The organism is Pseudomonas sp. MHK4 (assembly GCF_054600775.1).
The window spans coordinates 12,715-31,185 of sequence record NZ_BAAIAK010000020.1 but is presented as its reverse complement, the minus strand read 5'-3'; the positions used below and the strand labels follow the sequence as shown (position 1 = coordinate 31,185).

At 62.2% G+C, this 18,471-nt stretch carries 17 protein-coding genes; 3 read left to right on the top strand and 14 right to left on the bottom strand.

Annotated features, from left to right (window positions below):
- Nucleotides 1-101 precede the first annotated feature (101 nt).
- The 3 genes from ACYP2Q_RS29685 to ACYP2Q_RS29675 form a co-directional block, all read right to left on the bottom strand.
- Nucleotides 102-1,457 (bottom strand): DUF1329 domain-containing protein, encoded by a 1,356-nt coding sequence (locus tag ACYP2Q_RS29685; protein WP_459733733.1) that lies wholly within the window; start codon nucleotides 1,455-1,457, stop codon nucleotides 102-104.
- 39 nt (nucleotides 1,458-1,496) lie between these two features.
- Nucleotides 1,497-3,365, bottom strand: a complete 1,869-nt coding sequence (locus ACYP2Q_RS29680) for a DUF1302 domain-containing protein (RefSeq protein WP_459733732.1) — start codon at nucleotides 3,363-3,365, stop codon at nucleotides 1,497-1,499.
- A gap of 112 nt (nucleotides 3,366-3,477) precedes the next feature.
- A complete protein-coding gene (locus ACYP2Q_RS29675; RefSeq protein WP_459733731.1) occupies nucleotides 3,478-4,032 on the bottom strand; it encodes an RBBP9/YdeN family alpha/beta hydrolase in 555 nt (184 codons plus the stop codon).
- A 257-nt stretch (nucleotides 4,033-4,289) separates the two neighbouring features.
- On the opposite strand from ACYP2Q_RS29675, the gene ACYP2Q_RS29670 reads away from it, so the two are divergent.
- A complete protein-coding gene (locus tag ACYP2Q_RS29670) occupies nucleotides 4,290-5,309 on the top strand; it encodes an AraC family transcriptional regulator (RefSeq protein ID WP_459733730.1) in 1,020 nt (339 codons plus the stop codon).
- Between the two features lie 346 nt (nucleotides 5,310-5,655).
- Here ACYP2Q_RS29670 and ACYP2Q_RS29665 read toward each other — a convergent pair whose 3' ends face one another.
- From ACYP2Q_RS29665 to ACYP2Q_RS29635, 7 genes are all read right to left on the bottom strand, one after another.
- Nucleotides 5,656-6,666, bottom strand: a complete 1,011-nt coding sequence (locus tag ACYP2Q_RS29665; protein WP_459733728.1) for a YeiH family protein — start codon at nucleotides 6,664-6,666, stop codon at nucleotides 5,656-5,658.
- Nucleotides 6,663-6,989 (bottom strand): Rieske (2Fe-2S) protein, encoded by a 327-nt coding sequence (locus ACYP2Q_RS29660; RefSeq protein ID WP_459733727.1) that lies wholly within the window; start codon nucleotides 6,987-6,989, stop codon nucleotides 6,663-6,665. The genes ACYP2Q_RS29665 and ACYP2Q_RS29660 overlap by 4 nt, the downstream gene beginning before the upstream one ends.
- Nucleotides 6,986-7,648, bottom strand: coding sequence for a DsbA family oxidoreductase (locus ACYP2Q_RS29655; RefSeq protein WP_459733726.1), 663 nt, complete (start codon nucleotides 7,646-7,648; stop codon nucleotides 6,986-6,988). Before ACYP2Q_RS29655 ends, ACYP2Q_RS29660 begins: the two co-directional genes overlap by 4 nt.
- The gene (locus tag ACYP2Q_RS29650; protein ID WP_459733725.1) at nucleotides 7,645-8,970 is read right to left on the bottom strand and encodes an MFS transporter; all 1,326 of its coding nucleotides are present in this window, start codon (nucleotides 8,968-8,970) and stop codon (nucleotides 7,645-7,647) included. The genes ACYP2Q_RS29655 and ACYP2Q_RS29650 overlap by 4 nt, the downstream gene beginning before the upstream one ends.
- Nucleotides 8,971-9,079: 109 nt before the next feature.
- Nucleotides 9,080-10,132, bottom strand: coding sequence for a beta-keto acid cleavage family enzyme (locus ACYP2Q_RS29645; protein WP_459733724.1), 1,053 nt, complete (start codon nucleotides 10,130-10,132; stop codon nucleotides 9,080-9,082).
- Nucleotides 10,133-10,210: 78 nt separating this feature from the next.
- Nucleotides 10,211-11,059, bottom strand: a complete 849-nt coding sequence (locus tag ACYP2Q_RS29640; RefSeq protein ID WP_459733723.1) for a TauD/TfdA dioxygenase family protein — start codon at nucleotides 11,057-11,059, stop codon at nucleotides 10,211-10,213.
- 14 nt (nucleotides 11,060-11,073) lie between these two features.
- On the bottom strand, nucleotides 11,074-12,054 hold the full coding sequence (locus ACYP2Q_RS29635; protein ID WP_459733722.1) for a quinone oxidoreductase family protein: 981 nt from the start codon (nucleotides 12,052-12,054) through the stop codon (nucleotides 11,074-11,076).
- A gap of 372 nt (nucleotides 12,055-12,426) precedes the next feature.
- On the opposite strand from ACYP2Q_RS29635, the gene sorA reads away from it, so the two are divergent.
- Both sorA and sorB read left to right on the top strand, forming a co-directional pair.
- Nucleotides 12,427-13,668, top strand: a complete 1,242-nt coding sequence (gene sorA, locus ACYP2Q_RS29630; protein WP_459733721.1) for a SorA family sulfite dehydrogenase catalytic subunit — start codon at nucleotides 12,427-12,429, stop codon at nucleotides 13,666-13,668.
- Nucleotides 13,669-13,678: 10 nt separating this feature from the next.
- Entirely contained in the window at nucleotides 13,679-14,326 is a 648-nt protein-coding gene (gene sorB, locus ACYP2Q_RS29625) for a SorB family sulfite dehydrogenase c-type cytochrome subunit (RefSeq protein ID WP_459733720.1), read from the top strand.
- A gap of 48 nt (nucleotides 14,327-14,374) precedes the next feature.
- Here sorB and ACYP2Q_RS29620 read toward each other — a convergent pair whose 3' ends face one another.
- The 4 genes from ACYP2Q_RS29620 to dsdA form a co-directional block, all read right to left on the bottom strand.
- Nucleotides 14,375-15,223 (bottom strand): c-type cytochrome, encoded by an 849-nt coding sequence (locus ACYP2Q_RS29620; RefSeq protein WP_459733747.1) that lies wholly within the window; start codon nucleotides 15,221-15,223, stop codon nucleotides 14,375-14,377.
- Between the two features lie 83 nt (nucleotides 15,224-15,306).
- Nucleotides 15,307-15,969, bottom strand: coding sequence for a c-type cytochrome (locus ACYP2Q_RS29615; protein WP_459733719.1), 663 nt, complete (start codon nucleotides 15,967-15,969; stop codon nucleotides 15,307-15,309).
- Between the two features lie 61 nt (nucleotides 15,970-16,030).
- Complete coding sequence (gene dsdC / locus ACYP2Q_RS29610; protein WP_459733718.1) at nucleotides 16,031-16,999, bottom strand: DNA-binding transcriptional regulator DsdC; 969 nt, start codon at nucleotides 16,997-16,999, stop codon at nucleotides 16,031-16,033.
- A gap of 96 nt (nucleotides 17,000-17,095) precedes the next feature.
- Nucleotides 17,096-18,448, bottom strand: a complete 1,353-nt coding sequence (gene dsdA, locus ACYP2Q_RS29605) for a D-serine ammonia-lyase (protein ID WP_459733717.1) — start codon at nucleotides 18,446-18,448, stop codon at nucleotides 17,096-17,098.
- Between the last annotated feature and the right edge of the window lie 23 nt (nucleotides 18,449-18,471).

Genomic DNA, 18,471 nt, shown 5'->3' with positions numbered 1-18,471 from the left:
GGTAAACGACGCCGCGATGCACTCAAGGTGCAGCCCGGCGTCGGAGTCGGTAACCCAAGACGAACGGCATTCAAGCCGCCCGGACTCTTGATGCCTGATGCTTAGCGGATACCCGACCCTGCCAGCGCATCCGGTGCCCACTGCGCCTTCGATAGAGGCTCGATGTACTTGATGCCGCCGTAGGTGCCTGTGATGCCGTTGATGTTGTAGGAGCCGCCCACCAGGTCGTAGATCATGAATGGCGAGACATCGGGGATCTTCTTGTCGTAGCTCTGGCTGAGGAAGGCGAAGGAGCCGCGATAGAGCTTGCCGCTCGAGTCGTACTGGTCAGAGGCCAGGGCGATCCAGCTGTCTTCATCCAGGTACATGCGGCGCTTCTGGTAGATGTGCCGCGCACCGGGCTTGAGTGTGCCCTCCACCACCCACACGCGATGTTTCTCCCAGCGCACGAAGTCGGATGCGATGTGGTTGGGGGTGGTCAGCTGCTTGACGTCCACGGCGTAGGTCAGCTTGTAGGTGTTGTAGGGCACGAGCATTTCCTGCTTGCCGACCAGCTTCCAGTCGAAGCGGTCCAGCGCGCCATTGAAGACGAACACATCGTCGTAGGTACCGGCACCACCAGTACCCGGGTTAGGCGTGTCGTAGGCCAGGTCCGGCGCCAACTTCACTCGACGCTGGCCCGGCAGGTACTGCCAGCTGCGGCGCGGCTGCTCCAAGGGGTTGGCGGTGTCCTTGAGCATGATTGCCTCGCCCGCGCGGCGCGCGGGACCGGTGTAATACAGCTTCATCTGGAAGAACACGTCGGTGCTCTTGAACGGCTTGGTCATGTCGTCGTAGATCGGGTAGTTGGAGAACGACAACGCGGTGGTGGACAGGCTCGGCACACCCGCCGAGTCGACGTTCCAGGAGTCGTACTTGACGTTGCGATTGCCGCCGACGCGCAGCAGGTGGTTCCACATCGCCTCACTGCCCGAGGTCGGGATCGGGAACGGCACGCCGGGCAGCAGGTTATCGATGGACAGGCCGCCGTTGATGGACTGGGTGCCGGTGGCATTCTTCACGCTGTTGTCCAGCACCGCCTGCGGCAGGGCGACGGTGCGGTGGGTCGGGTACACGTTGATGTGGTAGGTGGGATAACGCTTGGCCAACTCGGCCGTGGTGGCCGTCAGCAGGTTTTTGTATTTGTCGACGTTCTTGCCATCGATGACCAGTAGCGGCTTCTCGTCGGCAAACGGATCCGGGCGCATGCCATCGCCCGCCTTGAAGCCGGCCGGGGCGGTGGTCAGCCCGCCGGTGTAGGCCGGAATCGAGCCATCGGCATTGGCCGCCATCTCGGCGCCGACATTGGTCAGGCTGGTGCCCAACTTGGCAGCTTCCTGGGTCGATACGGCCGCCTGGGCCTGACCGGCGATGACCGCCGCCAGGGATGCTGCCAGCACGCTATTGAGCAATCTCATCTGAATTCTCTCCACTTGTTGTTGTAATTCGAGCGTCAATCAGAAGGTGGTCTTGAACGAGGCCGTGACCATCCCGCGGTCTTTCAGCAGTGGTGCAAGGCCTGCCTGCGAAGTGATCTGGCCGGGAATGCAGCGGTACTGCCCACCGCTGCCGGGAGTGTTGTTGTCGAAGCCGGTTTCACAGGTATTGAAAGGACCAAAGGAGTCCACGTACTTGAGGTCGAACTTGTACTTTTGATACACGTCCGCGGCGACGCCGATGGCGTAGCTGCCGGCGTCTTCGCTGCCACCGAGCTGCACCGCCGAGTTGCCCTTGAGGCCGACGTTGTAGGACATGGGCATGGACAGATCGACACCCGGGAACACCTGGAACCAGGTCGGGGTGAAGTTGGTGGAGATGGAGTAGGCATTGGTGTCGACCTTGTCGACCCCCTGGTAGCTGGAGTTGCCCTTGAACGACTGCTTGCCCTTGTCGACGCTGACCAGATGGGTCATGGAGCCTTCGACCGCGAGTGAAGACGAGTCCCACAACGGGGTACTGCCAAAGCTCACCAGGCCATTGAGTACCACGTGGAACGTCTTGCCGCGGGCGGTGCCGGTGTCGCCTCTGCCCGGCATGGCACCGATCAGGTTGTCGCCGTTGACCAGGCCCTGTTCCGCCTGCGCACTCAAGGTCGGGTTGATGGTGGTGAAGTTGCTCAGCAGCGGCATGTTCTCGCGATAGTTCAGATCGAGGCCGACGCTGACCGGGCCCACCGCCTTGGACAGGCTGATGCCATAGATGTCGATGTCATCGGCGTACGCGGCCAGGTATTCGGCGCCGTTGAGACCCGGCAGGCCCGGGGTTTGCAGGTTGGGCGCATTGATCAGCACCACCGGCATCGGGTCCGAGGTCTTGCGGTAGTAGAAGCCCAGGGTGCCGTCCAGCCATTGCGGGCTCCACTTGGCCATCAGCCCGAAGTCGCCGGTGTTGTGCGGCTTGAGGTCATGCCCGCGCGACGTACCGTAGAACGCCCCGGCCCCGTTCAGCGCCGTGGGTACCGGCAGCCAGAACACCTCCCCGCCTTCGCCGAACATGTCGTAGCCGCCCATGTAGGTGCCACCCTCGGGCAGACGGGTGTTACGGAACTCCAGGAAGTACTGCGCGCCCAGGGTCAGCTCAGGGTTGACCGTGAACGACATGGACAGCTGGTTGCGCGGCAGGAACAGTTCCTTGGTCTCGGTGCCCGGCACGTTGTACAGCTTGGCCAGGTCCAGGGCCGACTGACCGTAGTTGATGCCGTTGGCCGCGTTGAACAGGGTCTCGCCCCAGTACATGTTGTGCCGGCCGAGCTTGGCGCTGAACATCGACTCCTCGCCGACCTCGGTGCTGTAGAACACAAAGGCATCGAGGATCTCGCCGGAGGGACCGTTGTAATAACGATCGGTATAACCGCTCAGGCCATGCTTGCGGGCCGTGTGGCCATTGAGCGAATCACCCGGCTGGATCGCCCCGGACTGCCGCGCCGCCACCAGGTTGCCGGCATTGTCCGCCTGCCCTGGAAAAGGGTTGGAGTTGGAACCGACATTGTCATAGGCATGGTCGTACCAGCTCGCGGTACTGACCCGAAAACCCATCGCCCGTTGATAGACCACATCCAGCTCGGTCAGCAGATCGACCCGCTGGGTCACCGGGCTGCCGACACTGAAATTCTTGTCACCGTCGTTGTAGTTGGAAGCGTTGGCAATCTTCGAGTTCTCGCCTTCCACCCGTTGACCGTAGCTGGTCTTGAGGGTGTTATCGAAACGCACGGCCCAACCCTCACTCTCACCGAATTCAAAGGCCTGGGCAGCCGGCGTGGTCGCGAACAGTGTGGCGCTGGCCAGCAGGCTCAGGTGCAGCGGACAGGGTCTTGTCGTGGTGTGCATTGCGTTGTCTCCGTTTTTGTTGTTTTTGTTTTTTGGCGCTAACAACGGGCTCGCATCCGGTCCTGGTGCCGTTGCGAGTTTTCTTCAGGCAGTTTTATTCAGGCGTTTGCGACTAGCGATCGAGCGTGCGGATAAAGTCTTCGGCCTGCGGCCACTCGCCGTATCCGGCGGCAGGGTTGAGATGGCCTACGGCACCGAGGTTGACCAGTTGACTGCCCCATTGCGCGGTCATCCGGGTCACGGCTTCGAGGCTTGCAAGGTGGTCGTTGGTACTGGCCGCGACGATCGCCGGGAACGGCAGCGGCCCTTCTGGCAGCGGGTCCCAGCCATTGGCCCGCAGGCTGTCTGGCGTTGGATAACCCGCTGGCCAACTGGCCTCGAGGTCCGGTGGCGCGGCCAGCAAGGCGCCCTTGATCGGACGGTCATGACGAGCAGCCCAGTGCACCACCATCAGCACACCGGCGCTGTGGGCCACCAGGATCACCGGGCCGGAAATCTTCTCCAGCTCGCTCTGGATCGCTTCCACCCGAGCCGCCAGGCTCAGTTTGTTGTCTTCCAGTGGCGGTACCGAGCGGACGTTGTCCAGCTTCGCTTCCAGCAAGGTTTGCCAATGCGCCGGCACATGTTCGCGCAAGCCCGGAACTATCAAAATCGTGGTGTCATTCATCGCGCTTTTTACCCTCGAACTATCCATCGAGCGGGTCCGCCAACATTCCGAACCCTGCCAGCAGCACAGTAGGATTCGCTTTGTCGGAGCGCGTTACATTTAGCGTCAGCCACTTCCCTTTTGGTGACAGCGCCGCAGAATCGACCCGATAGATTTACCGCGCCTGGCGCTTTTCATTTGACGATCAAGTCTCTATAACTGGCAGGGAACCGCGACAGCGAGAGCGCATTTGTCACCACCTGGAATGTAGTCACGCCATGCCCGTACAAGCACGAACCGCCGTACTGACCAACTACCTGGATGTCGCTCGCCACCTGCGGCTGAACGCGGTAGCCCTGTTGGCCGAAGTAGGCTTGAGCCCCGCGATCCTGAGCGATCAGAGCCAGCGCATCCCGGCTACCGCCAGCATCATCCTGCTGGAAAAGTCGGCGCGCCTGAGCGGTTGCGAAACCCTCGGCCTGCGCATGGCGGAGCTGCGTCAGCTGGCGGACTTCGGTGAAGTGAGCCTGCTGCTCAGTCACCAGAGCACCCTGCGCGATGCGCTGAATGTGATCGTGCATTACCGGCGGCTGATCAACGAGTCACTGGCGATCTACATCGAGGAAACCGGCAACACGGTGATCATTCGCGAAGAACTGGTGACCGACATGGGCACCAACAACCGCCAGTCCATCGAACTGGCGATCGCCGTGATGCACCGCTTCTGCGCCGCCCTGCTCGGCACGCACTGGCACCCGATCACTGTCTGCTTTACCCATGACGCGCCAGCGGACCTCGCGGTGCATCGACGAATTTTCGGCTGCAAACTGGAGTTCGGCTGCGAGTTCAACGGCATCGTCTGTCCCGCCGCCAACCTCGACACCACCATCCCCCTGGCCAATGCGGCCATGGCCCGCCATGCGCAGCGCTTCATGGATTCGTTGCTGGGCAAGGACGACCACTCCGTGGCGTTCGAGGTGCGCAAATCCATTTACCTGTTGCTCCCCATGGGCCGCGCGACCATTGCGCAGATTGCGCAGAGCCAGGGCATGAACGTGCGCACCCTGCAGCGCCGCCTGGGCGAAGAAGGCGCCAGCTTCAGCGAGTTGATCAGCAGCGTGCGCCGCGACCTGGTGGTGCGCTACCTGGAGAACCCCGGCTACTCGCTGGGACGGATCGCCGACATGCTCGGCTACTCCATGCCCAATTCCTTCACGCGCTGGTTCATCTCCCAGTTCAACATGCCGCCGGCTGCCTGGCGCAGTGAACGCAAGATCGTGCCGCGCAAGGAAGCTTGATAGGCCGTGCGGCCCGGAAAGCGCCAACAACGCAACACCTGTAGGAGCGAGCTTGCTCGCGATGGAGGTCAACGATGACGCGGGGAGCCTGACACCCCGCGGTGCTCTCAGGTTTTTCGCGAGCAAGCTCGCTCCTACAGGTAAGGGCGAAACCATAGTTGGCCGTTACCGCAGGAGTGGATATGTACTCGGTCAACAAACAACAGGTCGTCTGTCGGGCCGCCATCGCTGGCAAGCCAGCTCCTACAGTGGATCGGGTACGGCCGTGAGAGATGGTCCATGCAAAAAAAACGGCCACCTGCTGGAACAGACGACCGCAAAAAGGAGCAAATCGGGGTGCGCTCGTCTACAAGCCCCATCGCATCAACAACAGCACCAATATGACGAGAAAGACCGTCTCCCCCAGCATCAGCAAGATGGGCTTTATCCCCACCGCCGCAAGCTCCCTGAGCTGAGTCTTCATCCCCAGCGCGCTGATAGCGATGACCAGGCACCAGCGTGACAATTCGTTAGTGAATCCCTGCACGGCCGGAGCGATCCAGCCGGTACTGTTGACGCACGCAAGCATCAAGAAGCCCACCGCGAACCAGGGCAGCAACGGCGGTCGTTTTCCGGTCGGGTCAACGCCCTGGCTGCGGGATATCATCGCCGCGCAAACGATCACCGGCAGCAGCATGGCCACTCGCATCAGCTTGACCACAGTGGCGGTATCGCCGGTCTCGGTCGACAGGCTGTAGCCGGCACCCACCACCTGGGCCACGTCGTGGATGGTGGCGCCGAGGAACACCCCGGCCGCCTGCGGATCAAGCTCAAGCCAGTTGGCGATCATCGGGTAAAGAATCATGGCCAGTGTCGACAGTGCCGACACGCCGATCACCGTGAACAGCGTGGCTCGCTCCTTCTGCGGATGATGGGGAAAGGACGCCGCCAATGCCAATGCCGCGGAGGCGCCGCAAATGGCCGTAGCGCCGCCGGTGAGCATGCCGAACAGACGCTGGAAGCCCATGGCCCTGGCCGCCACCATCGAGACGAGGATGGTCACCACTACCGAGATCACCACCAGGGCTGCCGGCTTCCAGCCCAGCGCGGCGATCTGTTCGAGGGTGATACGCATGCCCAGCAACGCCACGCCGATGCGCAGCACGGTGCGTGAGGTGAACTCGATGCCGAGCTTGCACTTACCCTCTCCAGCAAGAAAATTCACCGCCATGCCGAGCAGCAACGCGAACAACATCACTGGCGCGCCATAGTGCTCGGAAAGGAAACTCGCCGCCGCGGCAACGATCAGGCTGACGATGAAACCGGGGATCAGTTCCTGCACACGGCTTTGAACATCAGCCAGGGCAATGGCACTCATGAGGCGGGTTCCTTGCAAGCGATGACGATGAACACCTGGCCGTCGACCACCTCGACCGGGTAGCTGCCGACCTTCACACTGCTCGAATTGAGCAGGTAGCCGCTCGCCAGGTCGAAGCGCAGGCCGTGGGCCAGGCACTGGATGACCCGGCCCTCCAGCCGGCCTCCACAGAGCGAAGCGCCCTGGTGCGCACAGCTGTCGTCGATGGCGTAGAGCTGGCCGGCGACATTGAACAGCGCCAGGCTGTTGCCCTCAGGTTCGAACAGCGTGCGCATGCCCGGTGTCGGGACTTTTTCGGGCGGTACCGCGATGCGCCGACTCATGCCGATTGACTCCCGGCCGCGTCCTGCTCAAGGGTCTGCTCCATCGCCCGCAACAGCACCTCGGCCGGCTGTGCACCGGACAACGCCTGGCGACGGTTGAAGATGAAATACGGCACACCCCTGGCACTCATCCCTCCATCGTTATAGGGGTAACGAGCGCCTTCCAGGCAGTCGGCCAGGGCCGCGCGCGGGTAGCCGCAGGACTCGGCGATCAACAGCAGGGTGGCATTGTCTGCGAGGTCCTTGCCTTGATGAAAATAGGCGGTGAACAGCCGCTCCAGCAAGGCATCACGCTGCGCCACGCTGCCCAGTTCAGCGGCGCGCTCCAGCAGACGATGGGCATCGGCGGTGTTGGGCATGGTGCTGATACCACCGAAGTCGATACTCAAGCCGACGCTGGCCGCGGCCTGCCGGACTTGCGCCTGGCGCGCTTGCACCGCCTCGGCACTGCCCAGTCGCTGGCGGTAGAACTCGACAAAAGGCACGCCCTGCGCCGGCAGGTGCGGCAGCAGCTGCACGCCATGCCAGGCCAACTCCACCTCGACATCCGGATGGCTGGCGCGCAACTGCGTGAGTGCGCGTTCAAGTTGACGCTTGCCAATCAGGCACCATGGGCAAATGAAGTCGAAGAACACATTGATACGCAATGTCCCCGTCACGACGACACCTCCATCACGGCTTTGCTGGGCGCCTCTGCGACCTTCTCACCCTGCACGCGGGCAATGTCGTCGAGATAGTGACAGCGGATGTAGAAAAACACCGCCGCTGCCGCGATGCTCATCAGCGGTATCAACTGGAAGGCGCCGTGCAGGCCGATCAGGTCAGAGACCCGGCCGGTGAGGAAAGGCCCCGGGGCCAGGCCGAGCAGATTGTTGACCAGGGTCAGGGTGGCAAACGCGGTGCCGTGCACTTTGTAGTGGGTCAGGTTGGCGATGGTGGCAATGGTCGGTCCGTTGACGCCCGTCACCAACAGCATGGCCAGGCCGATCAGCACCAACTGCAACGGGCCAACGGGCTGCATCAGGGCCAGCGACATCAGCAGGCAACTGCCCAGGCAGAACACCATGGACATCTCGATCTTGCGCAACGGCGATTGCCGGCTCAGGCGGTCACTGAGCATGCCGCACAGAATCGCCCCGACGCCGCAGCACAACACCATGACGCCCGCCATGACGCCCGCCTTGCCCTCGCCCATCGCGTAGTAGCGGTTGAAATAGCTCGGCATCCACACAATCATGCTGCCGACCACGAATGTCTGCAGGCCGCTGGCGATGTAGGCAGCGATCACCGAACGCGTGCCGTACAAGGTGCGCAGCGGGCGCTCGGCTGCGGCCTTGCTCGCAATCGTGGCGAGACGCTGCGGGGCAATGCGCGCTTCCTTGACGATGATCGGGTAAAGCGCCGCCAGCACCAGGCCGAACAGCGCCATGCTGGCGAACGACCAACGCCAGCCAAGCTTCACCGCGATCGCCCCGCCGATGGAGATACCCAGCACCGAGCCGAACATGGCGCCCGCCATGAAGGCACTGGCGAGGGTCGCACGCATGCTCTTGGGAAACACCGACACCACCACGGCGACGCCGACGCTGCCGTAGGCCGCCTCTCCGACGCCGACCATGAAGCGCGCAAACAACATTTCCGGGTAGTTCTGGGCCAGGGCGCAGCCCAGGGTCGCGAGGCTCCATAGCCCGGCCATCAGCGCCAGGCTCTTGACCCGGCCAAAGCGGTCGGCCAGCAGCGACAGCGGAATCGTCAGCAGGCCGACCATCAGCGCAACAATACCGCTGAGCAGACCAAGCTGGCCGTCGCTCAGGGTCCACTCGTTCTTGAGAATCGGGAACACGGCATTGAGGACTTGCCGTGACATGTAGTCGGAAATCAACAGGCCAAAGGTCAGCACAAACACAATCCAGGCGTACCGACGTGGAATGCCAATCGAAGTATCCATTTCATCGGCCACAGTACTGTGATGAAACGCCATGCTGCCTCCTCGGTGTCTAGCACCCGTTTTGTTATTGTTTTCTGGTCTTGCTCACGCGTTCAGTTGGACCGGGGCAGGCCGCCATTGGCTGCCTGCCCCGCCAGACGGATTAGCCGCGTTGTGGTACGCCCTTCTGGCCCTGCTTGCGGTTCGGCGCCATGCCGTTGGCCAACAGGGTTTCTTCAACGGTGTCGTACTGCACGCCGATACGGTAGATGTCGCGCGCCTCTTTGCCAGTGGCGATTTCACGACCCAGCTCGTGGGCGATGCGCACCGTCTGCTTGACCTGCTCGACGGAAGAGAAGCGCTTGCCGTGTTGATCGATGATGGTGTCTTCATTGCCCAGGCGTGGGTGCAGGCCCATGGCCAGGGCGATGGTGTTGAGCGGCAGCACGTTCTTTAGCAGCGACTCGGCCGTCAGGGTGCAACGATCCGGCACCCGGTTGATGAAGTTCATCAGGTTCATCGGGTTCGGGCCGTCGAAACCGCCACCGATGCCGATCCAGGTCAGGTTCAGAGGGCCCTTGTAGATGCCCTTGCGCACCAGGCGCTCAAGGGTTTCATAGGCATGGATACCGGTCAGTTGGAAGTGCGGCTGGATATTGCTCGCCTGCAGGCGCTTGAGATGCTCGGCGACAAAGGCAGGACCCGCTGGTACGGTCATTTCGGTGTAGGCGGCATGAGTGACCGGATCGAGCAGCGAGGTGCCTTCGATGCCTTCCGGGAACAGCAGCTCGGTGATGGTCATCTGGATGGTGTTGATGGCGATGGTGACCTGATCGGGCTTGGGCGTCAGGTCCGCGAGCATGTGCCGGGTATCGTCGGAGAGCCAGAGAGCATCGGCGCCTTCGCCTTCAGGAGCAAAGGAAATCGAGCCGCCGACCTGGATGATCATGTCCGGCACGGCTTCACGCACACCGGCGATCAACTCGTTGAACTTGGACAGGCGCTTGGACCCTTTGCCGTCCAGTTCGCGGACATGCAAGTGCAGCACGGTGGCGCCGGCTTCATAGCAGTCGACTGCCGCCTGCACATGCTCGTCCATGGTCAGCGGAATATCTTCCGGGAAGTCGCCAGGCATCCACTGTGGAGCGTAGGGGGCGACGGTAATCACCACTTTTTCCATGGTGTCCGGGTGCAGGGAATCGTCGAAAAACTGCATGGTTATCTCCTGTTTTTGTTTTTGCCTGCCCGACAGGCTGTACGGAGCAGGCCTTGGCGTGGGTGCAGGTGGAGTTGCTCAGTAAGTCTTTTCGCCCATGATCGTGGCACGCTCCATCTTGCGATGGCAGGGTGGGTAATCCATCACGGCGTAGTGCTGAGTGCTGCGGTTGTCCCAGATGGCGATGCTGTTGGGCTTCCAACGCCAGCGCACCTGATACTCCGGAATGTGGGCCTGGCTGGTCAGGTGACGCAGGAGCTCGGACGAGCCCTGGGTGAAATCCTGGCCGACACGCACACGCTCGGCCGTGTGGAAGTTGGTGAAGTGCGTCGTGAAGGAATTGACGAACAGCACCTTCTCGCCAGTCTCAGGATGGGTGCGCACCACGGGGTGCTCCGCGTCCGGGTACTGCGCCTTGAGCGCCAGGCGCCGTTCGATCGGCATCGCCGCACCGAAGGTCGCCTCGATGCTATGACGGGCACGCAGGCCTTCGATCCTGGCTTTCACGTCGTTGGGCAGATGCTTGTAGGCTTCCACCATGTTGGTCCACATGGTGTCGCCACCGACTGGCGGGCACTCCACGCAACGCAGTACGCTGCCCAGCGGCGGCGCCTCACGCCAGGTGGCGTCGGTGTGCCAGGAGTTCTCGTAACGATCGATCGGGCTGTCCGGATTCTTGTAGACCTGCACCAGGCCTGGGTAATCCGGATGGCTGCCGACCACCGGGTGATCCTCCAGTTCGCCGAAACGCTGGGCAAAGGCCACATGCTCGGCGCGACTGATGTCCTGGTCACGCAGGAACAGCACGCGATGCTTGAGCAACTGGGCGCGGATCTCGGCGAACAGACCATCGTCATGGACGGCATCGGCGAGGTTCACGCCGAGCAGTTCGGCGCCAATGCTGCAGGTGAGTTGTTCGACTTGCATGGCGGCAGACCTCCTTAGATGACGAAGATCGATGAACCGGTGGTCTTGCGTGACTCCAGATCACGGTGCGCCTGCACGGCGTCGAGCAAACCGTAATGCTGGTTGATCTCGATCTTGATCTTGCCGCTGCCGACCAGGCCGAAGATTTCACCTGCCAGCTCGGCCTTCTCCGCCGGGTCGGCGATGTAGTCGGCCAGTGCCGGACGCGTCATGAACAGCGAGCCTTTCATCGCCAGCTGTGCCGGGCTGAAGGGCGGAATGGGGCCGGATGCAGTGCCGACGCAGACCATCAGGCCACGACGCTTGAGAGAGTCCAGCGAGCCCTCGAAGGTGCTCTTGCCGACGCTGTCGAACACCACGTTGACGCCGACTCCGTCGGTCAATTCACGCACACGCTTGGCCACGTCTTCATGGCTGTAATTGATCACATGATCGCAACCATGGGCGCGGGCGAGCTCAGCCTTGGCCTCGCTGGACACGGTGCCGATCACATTCAGGCCGAGCAATTTGGCCCACTGCGAAACGATCAGGCCGACACCGCCGGCGGCGGCGTGCAGCAGGATGCTGTCACCGGCCTTGAAGTCATAGATGCGCCGCATCAGGTAGGCCGATGTCAGCCCGCGCATGGTCATGGCCGCCGCGTTCTCGAAGGAGATACTTTCCGGCAGTTTGATCAGCGGCGCAGCCGGGATCAGACGTTCGGTGCTGTAGGCGCCGAGGGTGTTGGTGAAGCCGGTGTAGGTGACCCGGTCCCCGACCACCACATTGCTCACGCCCTCGCCCACTGCCTCCACCACACCGGAGGCTTCGACGCCGATGCCATTGGGCATCGGGATCGGGTAGGTGCCATTGCGAAAGTAGGTATCGGCATAGTTGAGGCCGACCGCCACGTGGCGCAGTCGAACCTCACCGGGACCTGGATCGCCGACCTCGACCTCTTCAAAGCGAAGAACCTCGGGACCACCGGTTTCGTAAAATCGTACGACTTGAGCCATGCTTTTTTTCTCCAATCAGCGTTCTGGGTGCACTGCGGCGATTACGTGAATGGAATGTAAGCTGCGGGCTGCTCGAGCGCATCTCATCGAACGACAGCGCCGTCACATTTGGTGACAGGCGCTGGCGCTCGACTGGTAGCCACGTAAATACGGCCAACGGTATACCATAATACAAGCCATCTTGAAGGGTCATGCTGGGGCCGCCGCTGTCATCGATTGCTAAATCACTGACGCTCAATGAGAAGCAGACACCCCGCACCTGGCGATACTGGTTGGCTCATCGATCAGTCTCGCGACACGTCTGGACCGATGTCTTGTGCCCTGATGGGGCTATCGGATGCATCTCAGAAAAACAATCAAAGAGAGCGCAGAATGAAGTTCAGTTTTATCGATACCGGCAAGCCCACCCGACGGCGCGTTTTGCGCGATGCCTTGGCTTTGGCCGTGGCCGCCTCCCCCTTGGCCAGCCTCGCCCGGGCAGCCGAGGAAAGCGCCGAGGAAGTGACATTCGCGGCGGGCCCACGGCCGCTGGTGCAGTACCCGCAAAAACGCCCCTTGACCCTGGTGACCACTCGCCCACCGCACCTGGAGACGCCCTTCGCGGTGTTCAACGAGGGGCCGATCACGCCCAATGACGCCTTCTTCGTGCGTTACCACCTGGCCAATTTCCCCACCAGCATCGATCCGGACACCTACCGGCTGACGGTCAAGGGCGCGGTCGACACCGCGTTGTCACTGTCCCTTGCCGAGCTCAAGGCACTGGCGGAGCCGGTAGAAGTGGTGGCTGTCAATCAATGCTCGGGCAACAGCCGCGGCTTCTCGATGCCACGGGTATTCGGCGCGCAGCTGGGCAATGGCTCGATGGGCAATGCGCGCTGGGTGGGGGTACCGCTCAAGGCGATACTGGAAAAGGCGGGGGTGAAAGCCGACGCCAGACAAGTGACCTTCCGCGGCCTCGACAAGCCCGTGCTGCCAAGCACCCCGGAGTTCATCAAGGCCCTGGACATCAGCCATGCCATGGACGGTGAGCCGATGATCGCCTGGTCAATGAACGGCACCGACCTGCCCTTCCTCAACGGTTATCCGATACGCCTGGTAGTGCCCGGTTATTTCGGCACCTACTGGGTCAAGCACCTGAGCGAGATCGAAGTCGTCGACCATACCTACGACGGTTTCTTCATGGCCAAAGGTTATCGGGTTCCGGACAACGACTGTTTCTGCGTCGCCCCCGGCACCACGCCAGCGCAAACCAAGCCGATTTCCAAACTGCCGGTACGCAGCTTCATCACCAGCGTCAAACAGGGCGATGTGTTGCCGCTAAAAAGAAGCGTGGTGCTCAAGGGCATCGCGTTCGACGGCGGTGCCGGGATCAACAAGGTGGAACTGTCCATCGACGGGGGCAAGCTCTGGCGTGAAGCCACGCTTGGCCAGGACCTTGGTCGTTTCTCGTTCCGCGAGTGGACGCTGGCGATCACCTTTACCAGTAAGGGCGCCACACAGCTGATGGTGCGCGCCAGCAACCGCGCGGGCGAGACCCAACCGCTGCAAGCCGACTGGAACCCTGCCGGCTACCGCCGCCACGTCGTCGAAACCAGCCACGTGACCGTCGCCTGAGGAGAGCCGGATGAAATCCATTAAACGCATGACCCGCTGGCTGTGCGCGGCGCAAATCTGCCTGGCTGGCATAGCCTGCGCAGCACCACTGACGATCACCTTGCCGCCGGAAACGGCAGCGTTGAAGCCCAGTACGCTGCCTGGCTACCCGCTGGCCCAGCAGAAGTGTTCCACCTGCCATTCCGCCGACTACATCAACTTCCAGCCCCCGGGCATGAGCCTGGCGCAGTGGACGGCGGAAGCGGGCAAGATGCAGCACGTGTACGGTGCTCCGATCAGCGATCAGGACGTGACCGTGATCGGCGCCTATCTGGCGGCGACCTACGGCAGTGCCAAGGCGAGTGATGCCGAGGTGCTGGCTGCCTCGAACCCGACGGCGGGCCAAGCCACGCCAACCCCGGTGGCAAAAGTCGACGCCACGACCTTGCTGCAGAACAACGCGTGCCTGTCCTGCCACGCCATCGATCACAAGGTCGTCGGCCCGGCCTATCACGATGTGGCGGCCAGGTACGCCAATGATCCGCAGGCACTGGCCAAGCTGACGTCGAGCATCCAGCACGGCGGTAGCGGCAAATGGGGCGATGTCCCGATGCCGCCTTTCGCGCAGTTGAGCAACGACGATCTGAACAGCCTGGCGACGTTCATCCTGCAGCAGTAAACCCGCGCTTGAACAGGCAGGGCCAAGTCGACCTGGCCCTGCCTGCGCTCAGTTGATGCCCTGCCCCAGCGTCACGCCGTTGACGACTTCGCCATACAGGTTGACCCCATCGCCCTTGTGGTATTTCTCGCGGGTCTTTTCCACGGAGCCCTCGACCAGGCGCGGGTCCTGGGGGCGCTCGTGACTGTTGATCCAGGCCGCCACATGCCAGGCTTCGTCATCCGTCAGTGAGCCGCCCTTGCCCAGCGGCATGTTCTGCTTGATGAAGCCCGCCGCCGTATTGATACGGTGCATGCCTGCCCCCCAGTTGTAGGAGTCCTTGCCCCAAAGCGGTGGAAATACGAATGTCCCCGCGGACCGCTGGCCCTGCCCTTCTGCGCCATGGCAAATGGCGCATTGCTCGGCATAGATTTGTTTCCCTTTAACCAGATCGAAGCCTTTTTCAGGGGCCGGGATGACCGGATAGAGGCGCCCAGGAAGTTCCTCACCCACAGGCGCCTTGGTCGCGAGCCAATAGGCATAGGTGCCGAGTGCCTTCATCACATGACTGTCACTGGCGGGGGCCTTGCCGTTCATGCTGAATTCGAAGCAGCCCTGCATGCGCTCGGTGAACGTGTTGACCTTGTTGTTCTTCTTTCGATAGGCGGGGTACATGCCATAGGCTCCCCACAGCGGTGCTGAATCCGCCTTGCGACCTTGATCGAGGTGGCAGTTGCTGCAGTTGAGTCCGTTGCCCACGAACTCGGCGGCATTTTTCTGGGTGTTGATGAAGATATCCCGACCTTCGCGCACCAGCTCGCCAAAGGCATTGTCGGGCAGTTGTGATTCCTGGGGCGGCGTAAAAACCCCAGGGCTTACAGGCCCGACCGCCACCACGGGAACCTGCGCAACTGGCATCCCGCCGCGCTCTTCGTAATACGTTTTTGCGGCCAGGAGCGGTACCGCAATCACGATGCCAAGGCAGACCTTCACTGCAGCGTTCATGGCTTGCCCTCCCCGCCCAGGCCGGCGAAATAGGCTGACAGATCCTTGATTTCAGTGTCGCTGAGGGAGCGCGCGATATGCCCCATCAAGTCATTGGGATCATTCTTGCGCGTACCACTGCGCCAGGCATTGAGCTGTGCGGCGATGTACACGCCCGACTGGTCTAACAGAGGCGGAAAATTTTCTCCCACGCCTGTGTTGCCCACCCCGTGGCAGGCGACACAAGCCGGGATATTGCGACTCCAGTCGCCTTGTTTCACCAGCTTTTGCGCGGCGCTGTCCACACTTCCCGTGGGGGCCAGATCAGCGCTTGAAGCGGTGATAGCCAGGGCACCGAGATAGCTCGCCACCGCCTGGCCTTCGGAAACGGTCAGCGCCGCTGCGATCGGTTGCATCACGGCGTTGCTGCGTTTGCCAGAGCGGAAATCCTCGAGCTGCTTGACCACGTACCCCTGGGACAAACCCGCCAGCCGGGGAAAGCCGGCGCTACCGACGCCCATCCCGTCAGGCCCATGGCAGGTGGCGCAGGCCAGGGCGGCGGGTGACTCACCGCCCTGGGTGTAGATTTTCTGTCCCGGGACGGCAGCCTGTGCTGCTGTTGCCAGCATGAAGACACACAGGCCTACGCTGGTCTTGCCAGATCTTTGCGCAAGGTTCATGGTTTTCGACTCCTTTCTTTGGCCAATTCAAGTTAATCCTTAACAGGTACACAGACCTCCCTCAGAGTACTTCCTCGTTCTCATCCAGAGGGGCTGATTGCAGCGCACATTCCCGTAGCCAGTTCATGAACACCAGCAGTCGCTTGGGCACCGTACCCAGCGGCGGGTGAACCAGATAATAGTCGTAATGACCCGAACGGCTGAAGCCGGCGAGGGGCAGCACCAGCTCGCCGCTGTCCACTCGCTTCTGCACCAGCTGCTGCCGGCCGATCGCGATGCCGACGTGGTTCATGGCGGCCGTCACGCTCAAATCAGAGCGATCGAAGGTCAGGCTGCGTTCGGGAAGTGCCGCGAGCATGTCGTGTTGCTCGGCCCAGAGCGTCCACTCGGCATCGTAGGCCGCGTGGTCCCAGGCCAGGGAGTCATGCAGTGTCGTGCAGTGCCGCAAGTTCTGCGGGTTCTCTGCCAGACGATGGCGGCGCGCATAGTCAGGACTGCACACCGGGGCCATCCGTTCGCGCATCAATCGGTGGCTCACCAGCCCGGGAAACTCGCCATTGGCGTAGTACAGGGCCAAGTCGATCTTGCGCGTGCGAAAGTCGACATTGTCGTTGCCGACCCGCAGATCCAGTGCCACCAGGGGGTAACGTTCGACAAAGTCCGCCAGCCTCGGAACCAGCCAGCATTGGGCAATGGAGGGCCTGACATAGATCGCGAGGGAGCCCGCGACTTCAGCTTGCGACGATTGCTCGAGGGCTTCGGACAATTCACCCATCGCATGCTGCAGGATTTCAAAGATCCGCTCGCCTTCATCGGTCAGGCTGACCTGGCGGGTCAGGCGCTGGAACAGCTTCATGTCCAGCGCCGATTCCAGCCGACTTATCCGGTGGCTCACGGCGCTGGCGGTCAGGCACAGTTCCTGCGCCGCACGGGCGAAGCTCAGGTGGCGAGCGGCAACCAGGAAGGTGTGAAGGTTGGCGAACTGGCTGCTGTTGAGCCTGGAGCTGATACGGGGAGGCAGGTTGAGCACGGCAGGTTTCCCTCGGACATCCGGGATGCAGCAGGACGGTCATCTTGCCACATCCGGTATTGCGCTTGAATCTCGCCCAAGCCGCTCAGGTCGACATCAACCCTTGGCCAGCAATTGACGCCCCTTGGCCAGGTAAGCATCCATCTCCTCGCCAGGCACCATGTTGCCGCCGGTAGCCCAGACCAGATGGGTCGCTTGCGCCATGGCCCGGGTATCCAGGCCCACACGCGCCAGATAGCCTTGTTGATCGGCGAGGACCCGGGCAATTCCGGGCACACCGGCAAGCGCGGAGGGCTCGAGGCGCACCCCTTCGCTGCGCTCCATCAGTGCCAGCAGGCTGTACATTTCCTCGTCGCTGACGGTGTAGAAACCATCGAGCAGGCGCTGCATGGCCTTGCCGACAAAACCCGAAGCGCGACCAACCGCCAGGCCGTCGGCAGCTGTCACGTTATCGATGCCGAAGTCCTGCACGCTGACTTCGTCGTGCAGCCCGGTATAGACCCCCAGCATCATGCAAGGCGAGTGAGTGGGCTCGGCGAAGATACAGTGCACGTCATCACCGAACGCCAGCTTCAGGCCGAACGCGACGCCACCAGGCGCACCACCCACGCCGCAGGGCAGATAGACGAACAACGGGTGTTGCGCATCGACGCTGATGCCGGCTGTCGCCAGTTGTTGCTTCAGGCGCTCGGCCGCCACCGAGTAGCCGAGGAACAGGTTGACCGAGTTTTCATCGTCGACGAAATGGCAGGCGGGATCGGACTCCGCTTGCTGGCGACCTTGAGCAACCGCCACGCTGTAGTCCGAGGCGTACTCGACTACGGTCACGCCGTGGGCGCGCAACTTGTCTTTCTTCCATTGCCGCGCATCCGCGGACATGTGCACGGTCACCTGGAAACCCAGCGCCGCGCCCATGATGCCGATGGACATGCCGAGGTTGCCGGTCGAGCCCACGGCGATCTTGTACTGGCCAAAAAAGGCCCTCGCCTTGTCGCTGTCCAGCACCGCGTAGTCGTCGTCGAGGGTCAGCAGGTTCGCGGCCAACGCCAGGTCTTCGGCATGCTTGAGCACTTCATAGATGCCGCCGCGCGCCTTGATCGAGCCGGAAATCGGCAGATGGCTGTCGCGCTTGAGCCACAGTGCCCCAGGCAAAACCTGGGCGTAGCGCTCGCCGAGCAGTGGCTGCAGGTGCGCCAGGGGCACGATGTCCGATTCGATAATGCCGCCGCTGCCTTGGGTTTCAGGAAAGGCGCGCTGCAGGTAAGCAGCAAAACGCGTCAGTCGCGCGCTGGCATCGGCCACGTCTGCGGCCGTCAGCCCCACATCGCCCAGCGCTTGCGCGACCGGCGCCACGCCAGGGTTGAACCAGGTGGTTTCCTGCAGCGCGACCAGGTCGCGAATCAAAGGATGACTGGCGTACCAGTTTTCAAGTGTCTTGCCCAAAATCATGGCGGGGTCCTTTTTACAATATC

Bases quoted from the DNA above. Each gene is read 5' to 3' on its own strand.
- ACYP2Q_RS29680 (WP_459733732.1), bottom strand. From the start codon at position 3,365: ATGCACACCACGACAAGACCCTGTCCGCTGCACCTGAGCCTGCTGGCC.
- dsdA (WP_459733717.1), bottom strand. From the start codon at position 18,448: ATGATTTTGGGCAAGACACTTGAAAACTGGTACGCCAGTCATCCTTTG.
- ACYP2Q_RS29640 (WP_459733723.1), bottom strand. From the start codon at position 11,059: ATGCAAGTCGAACAACTCACCTGCAGCATTGGCGCCGAACTGCTCGGC.
- ACYP2Q_RS29615 (WP_459733719.1), bottom strand. From the start codon at position 15,969: ATGAACCTTGCGCAAAGATCTGGCAAGACCAGCGTAGGCCTGTGTGTC.
- ACYP2Q_RS29675 (WP_459733731.1), bottom strand. From the start codon at position 4,032: ATGAATGACACCACGATTTTGATAGTTCCGGGCTTGCGCGAACATGTG.
- ACYP2Q_RS29650 (WP_459733725.1), bottom strand. From the start codon at position 8,970: ATGGCGTTTCATCACAGTACTGTGGCCGATGAAATGGATACTTCGATT.
- sorA (WP_459733721.1), top strand. From the start codon at position 12,427: ATGAAGTTCAGTTTTATCGATACCGGCAAGCCCACCCGACGGCGCGTT.
- ACYP2Q_RS29665 (WP_459733728.1), bottom strand. From the start codon at position 6,666: ATGAGTGCCATTGCCCTGGCTGATGTTCAAAGCCGTGTGCAGGAACTG.
- ACYP2Q_RS29620 (WP_459733747.1), bottom strand. From the start codon at position 15,223: ATGCCAGTTGCGCAGGTTCCCGTGGTGGCGGTCGGGCCTGTAAGCCCT.
- ACYP2Q_RS29670 (WP_459733730.1), top strand. From the start codon at position 4,290: ATGCCCGTACAAGCACGAACCGCCGTACTGACCAACTACCTGGATGTC.
- sorB (WP_459733720.1), top strand. From the start codon at position 13,679: ATGAAATCCATTAAACGCATGACCCGCTGGCTGTGCGCGGCGCAAATC.
- ACYP2Q_RS29645 (WP_459733724.1), bottom strand. From the start codon at position 10,132: ATGCAGTTTTTCGACGATTCCCTGCACCCGGACACCATGGAAAAAGTG.
- ACYP2Q_RS29635 (WP_459733722.1), bottom strand. From the start codon at position 12,054: ATGGCTCAAGTCGTACGATTTTACGAAACCGGTGGTCCCGAGGTTCTT.
- ACYP2Q_RS29685 (WP_459733733.1), bottom strand. From the start codon at position 1,457: ATGAGATTGCTCAATAGCGTGCTGGCAGCATCCCTGGCGGCGGTCATC.
- ACYP2Q_RS29660 (WP_459733727.1), bottom strand. From the start codon at position 6,989: ATGAGTCGGCGCATCGCGGTACCGCCCGAAAAAGTCCCGACACCGGGC.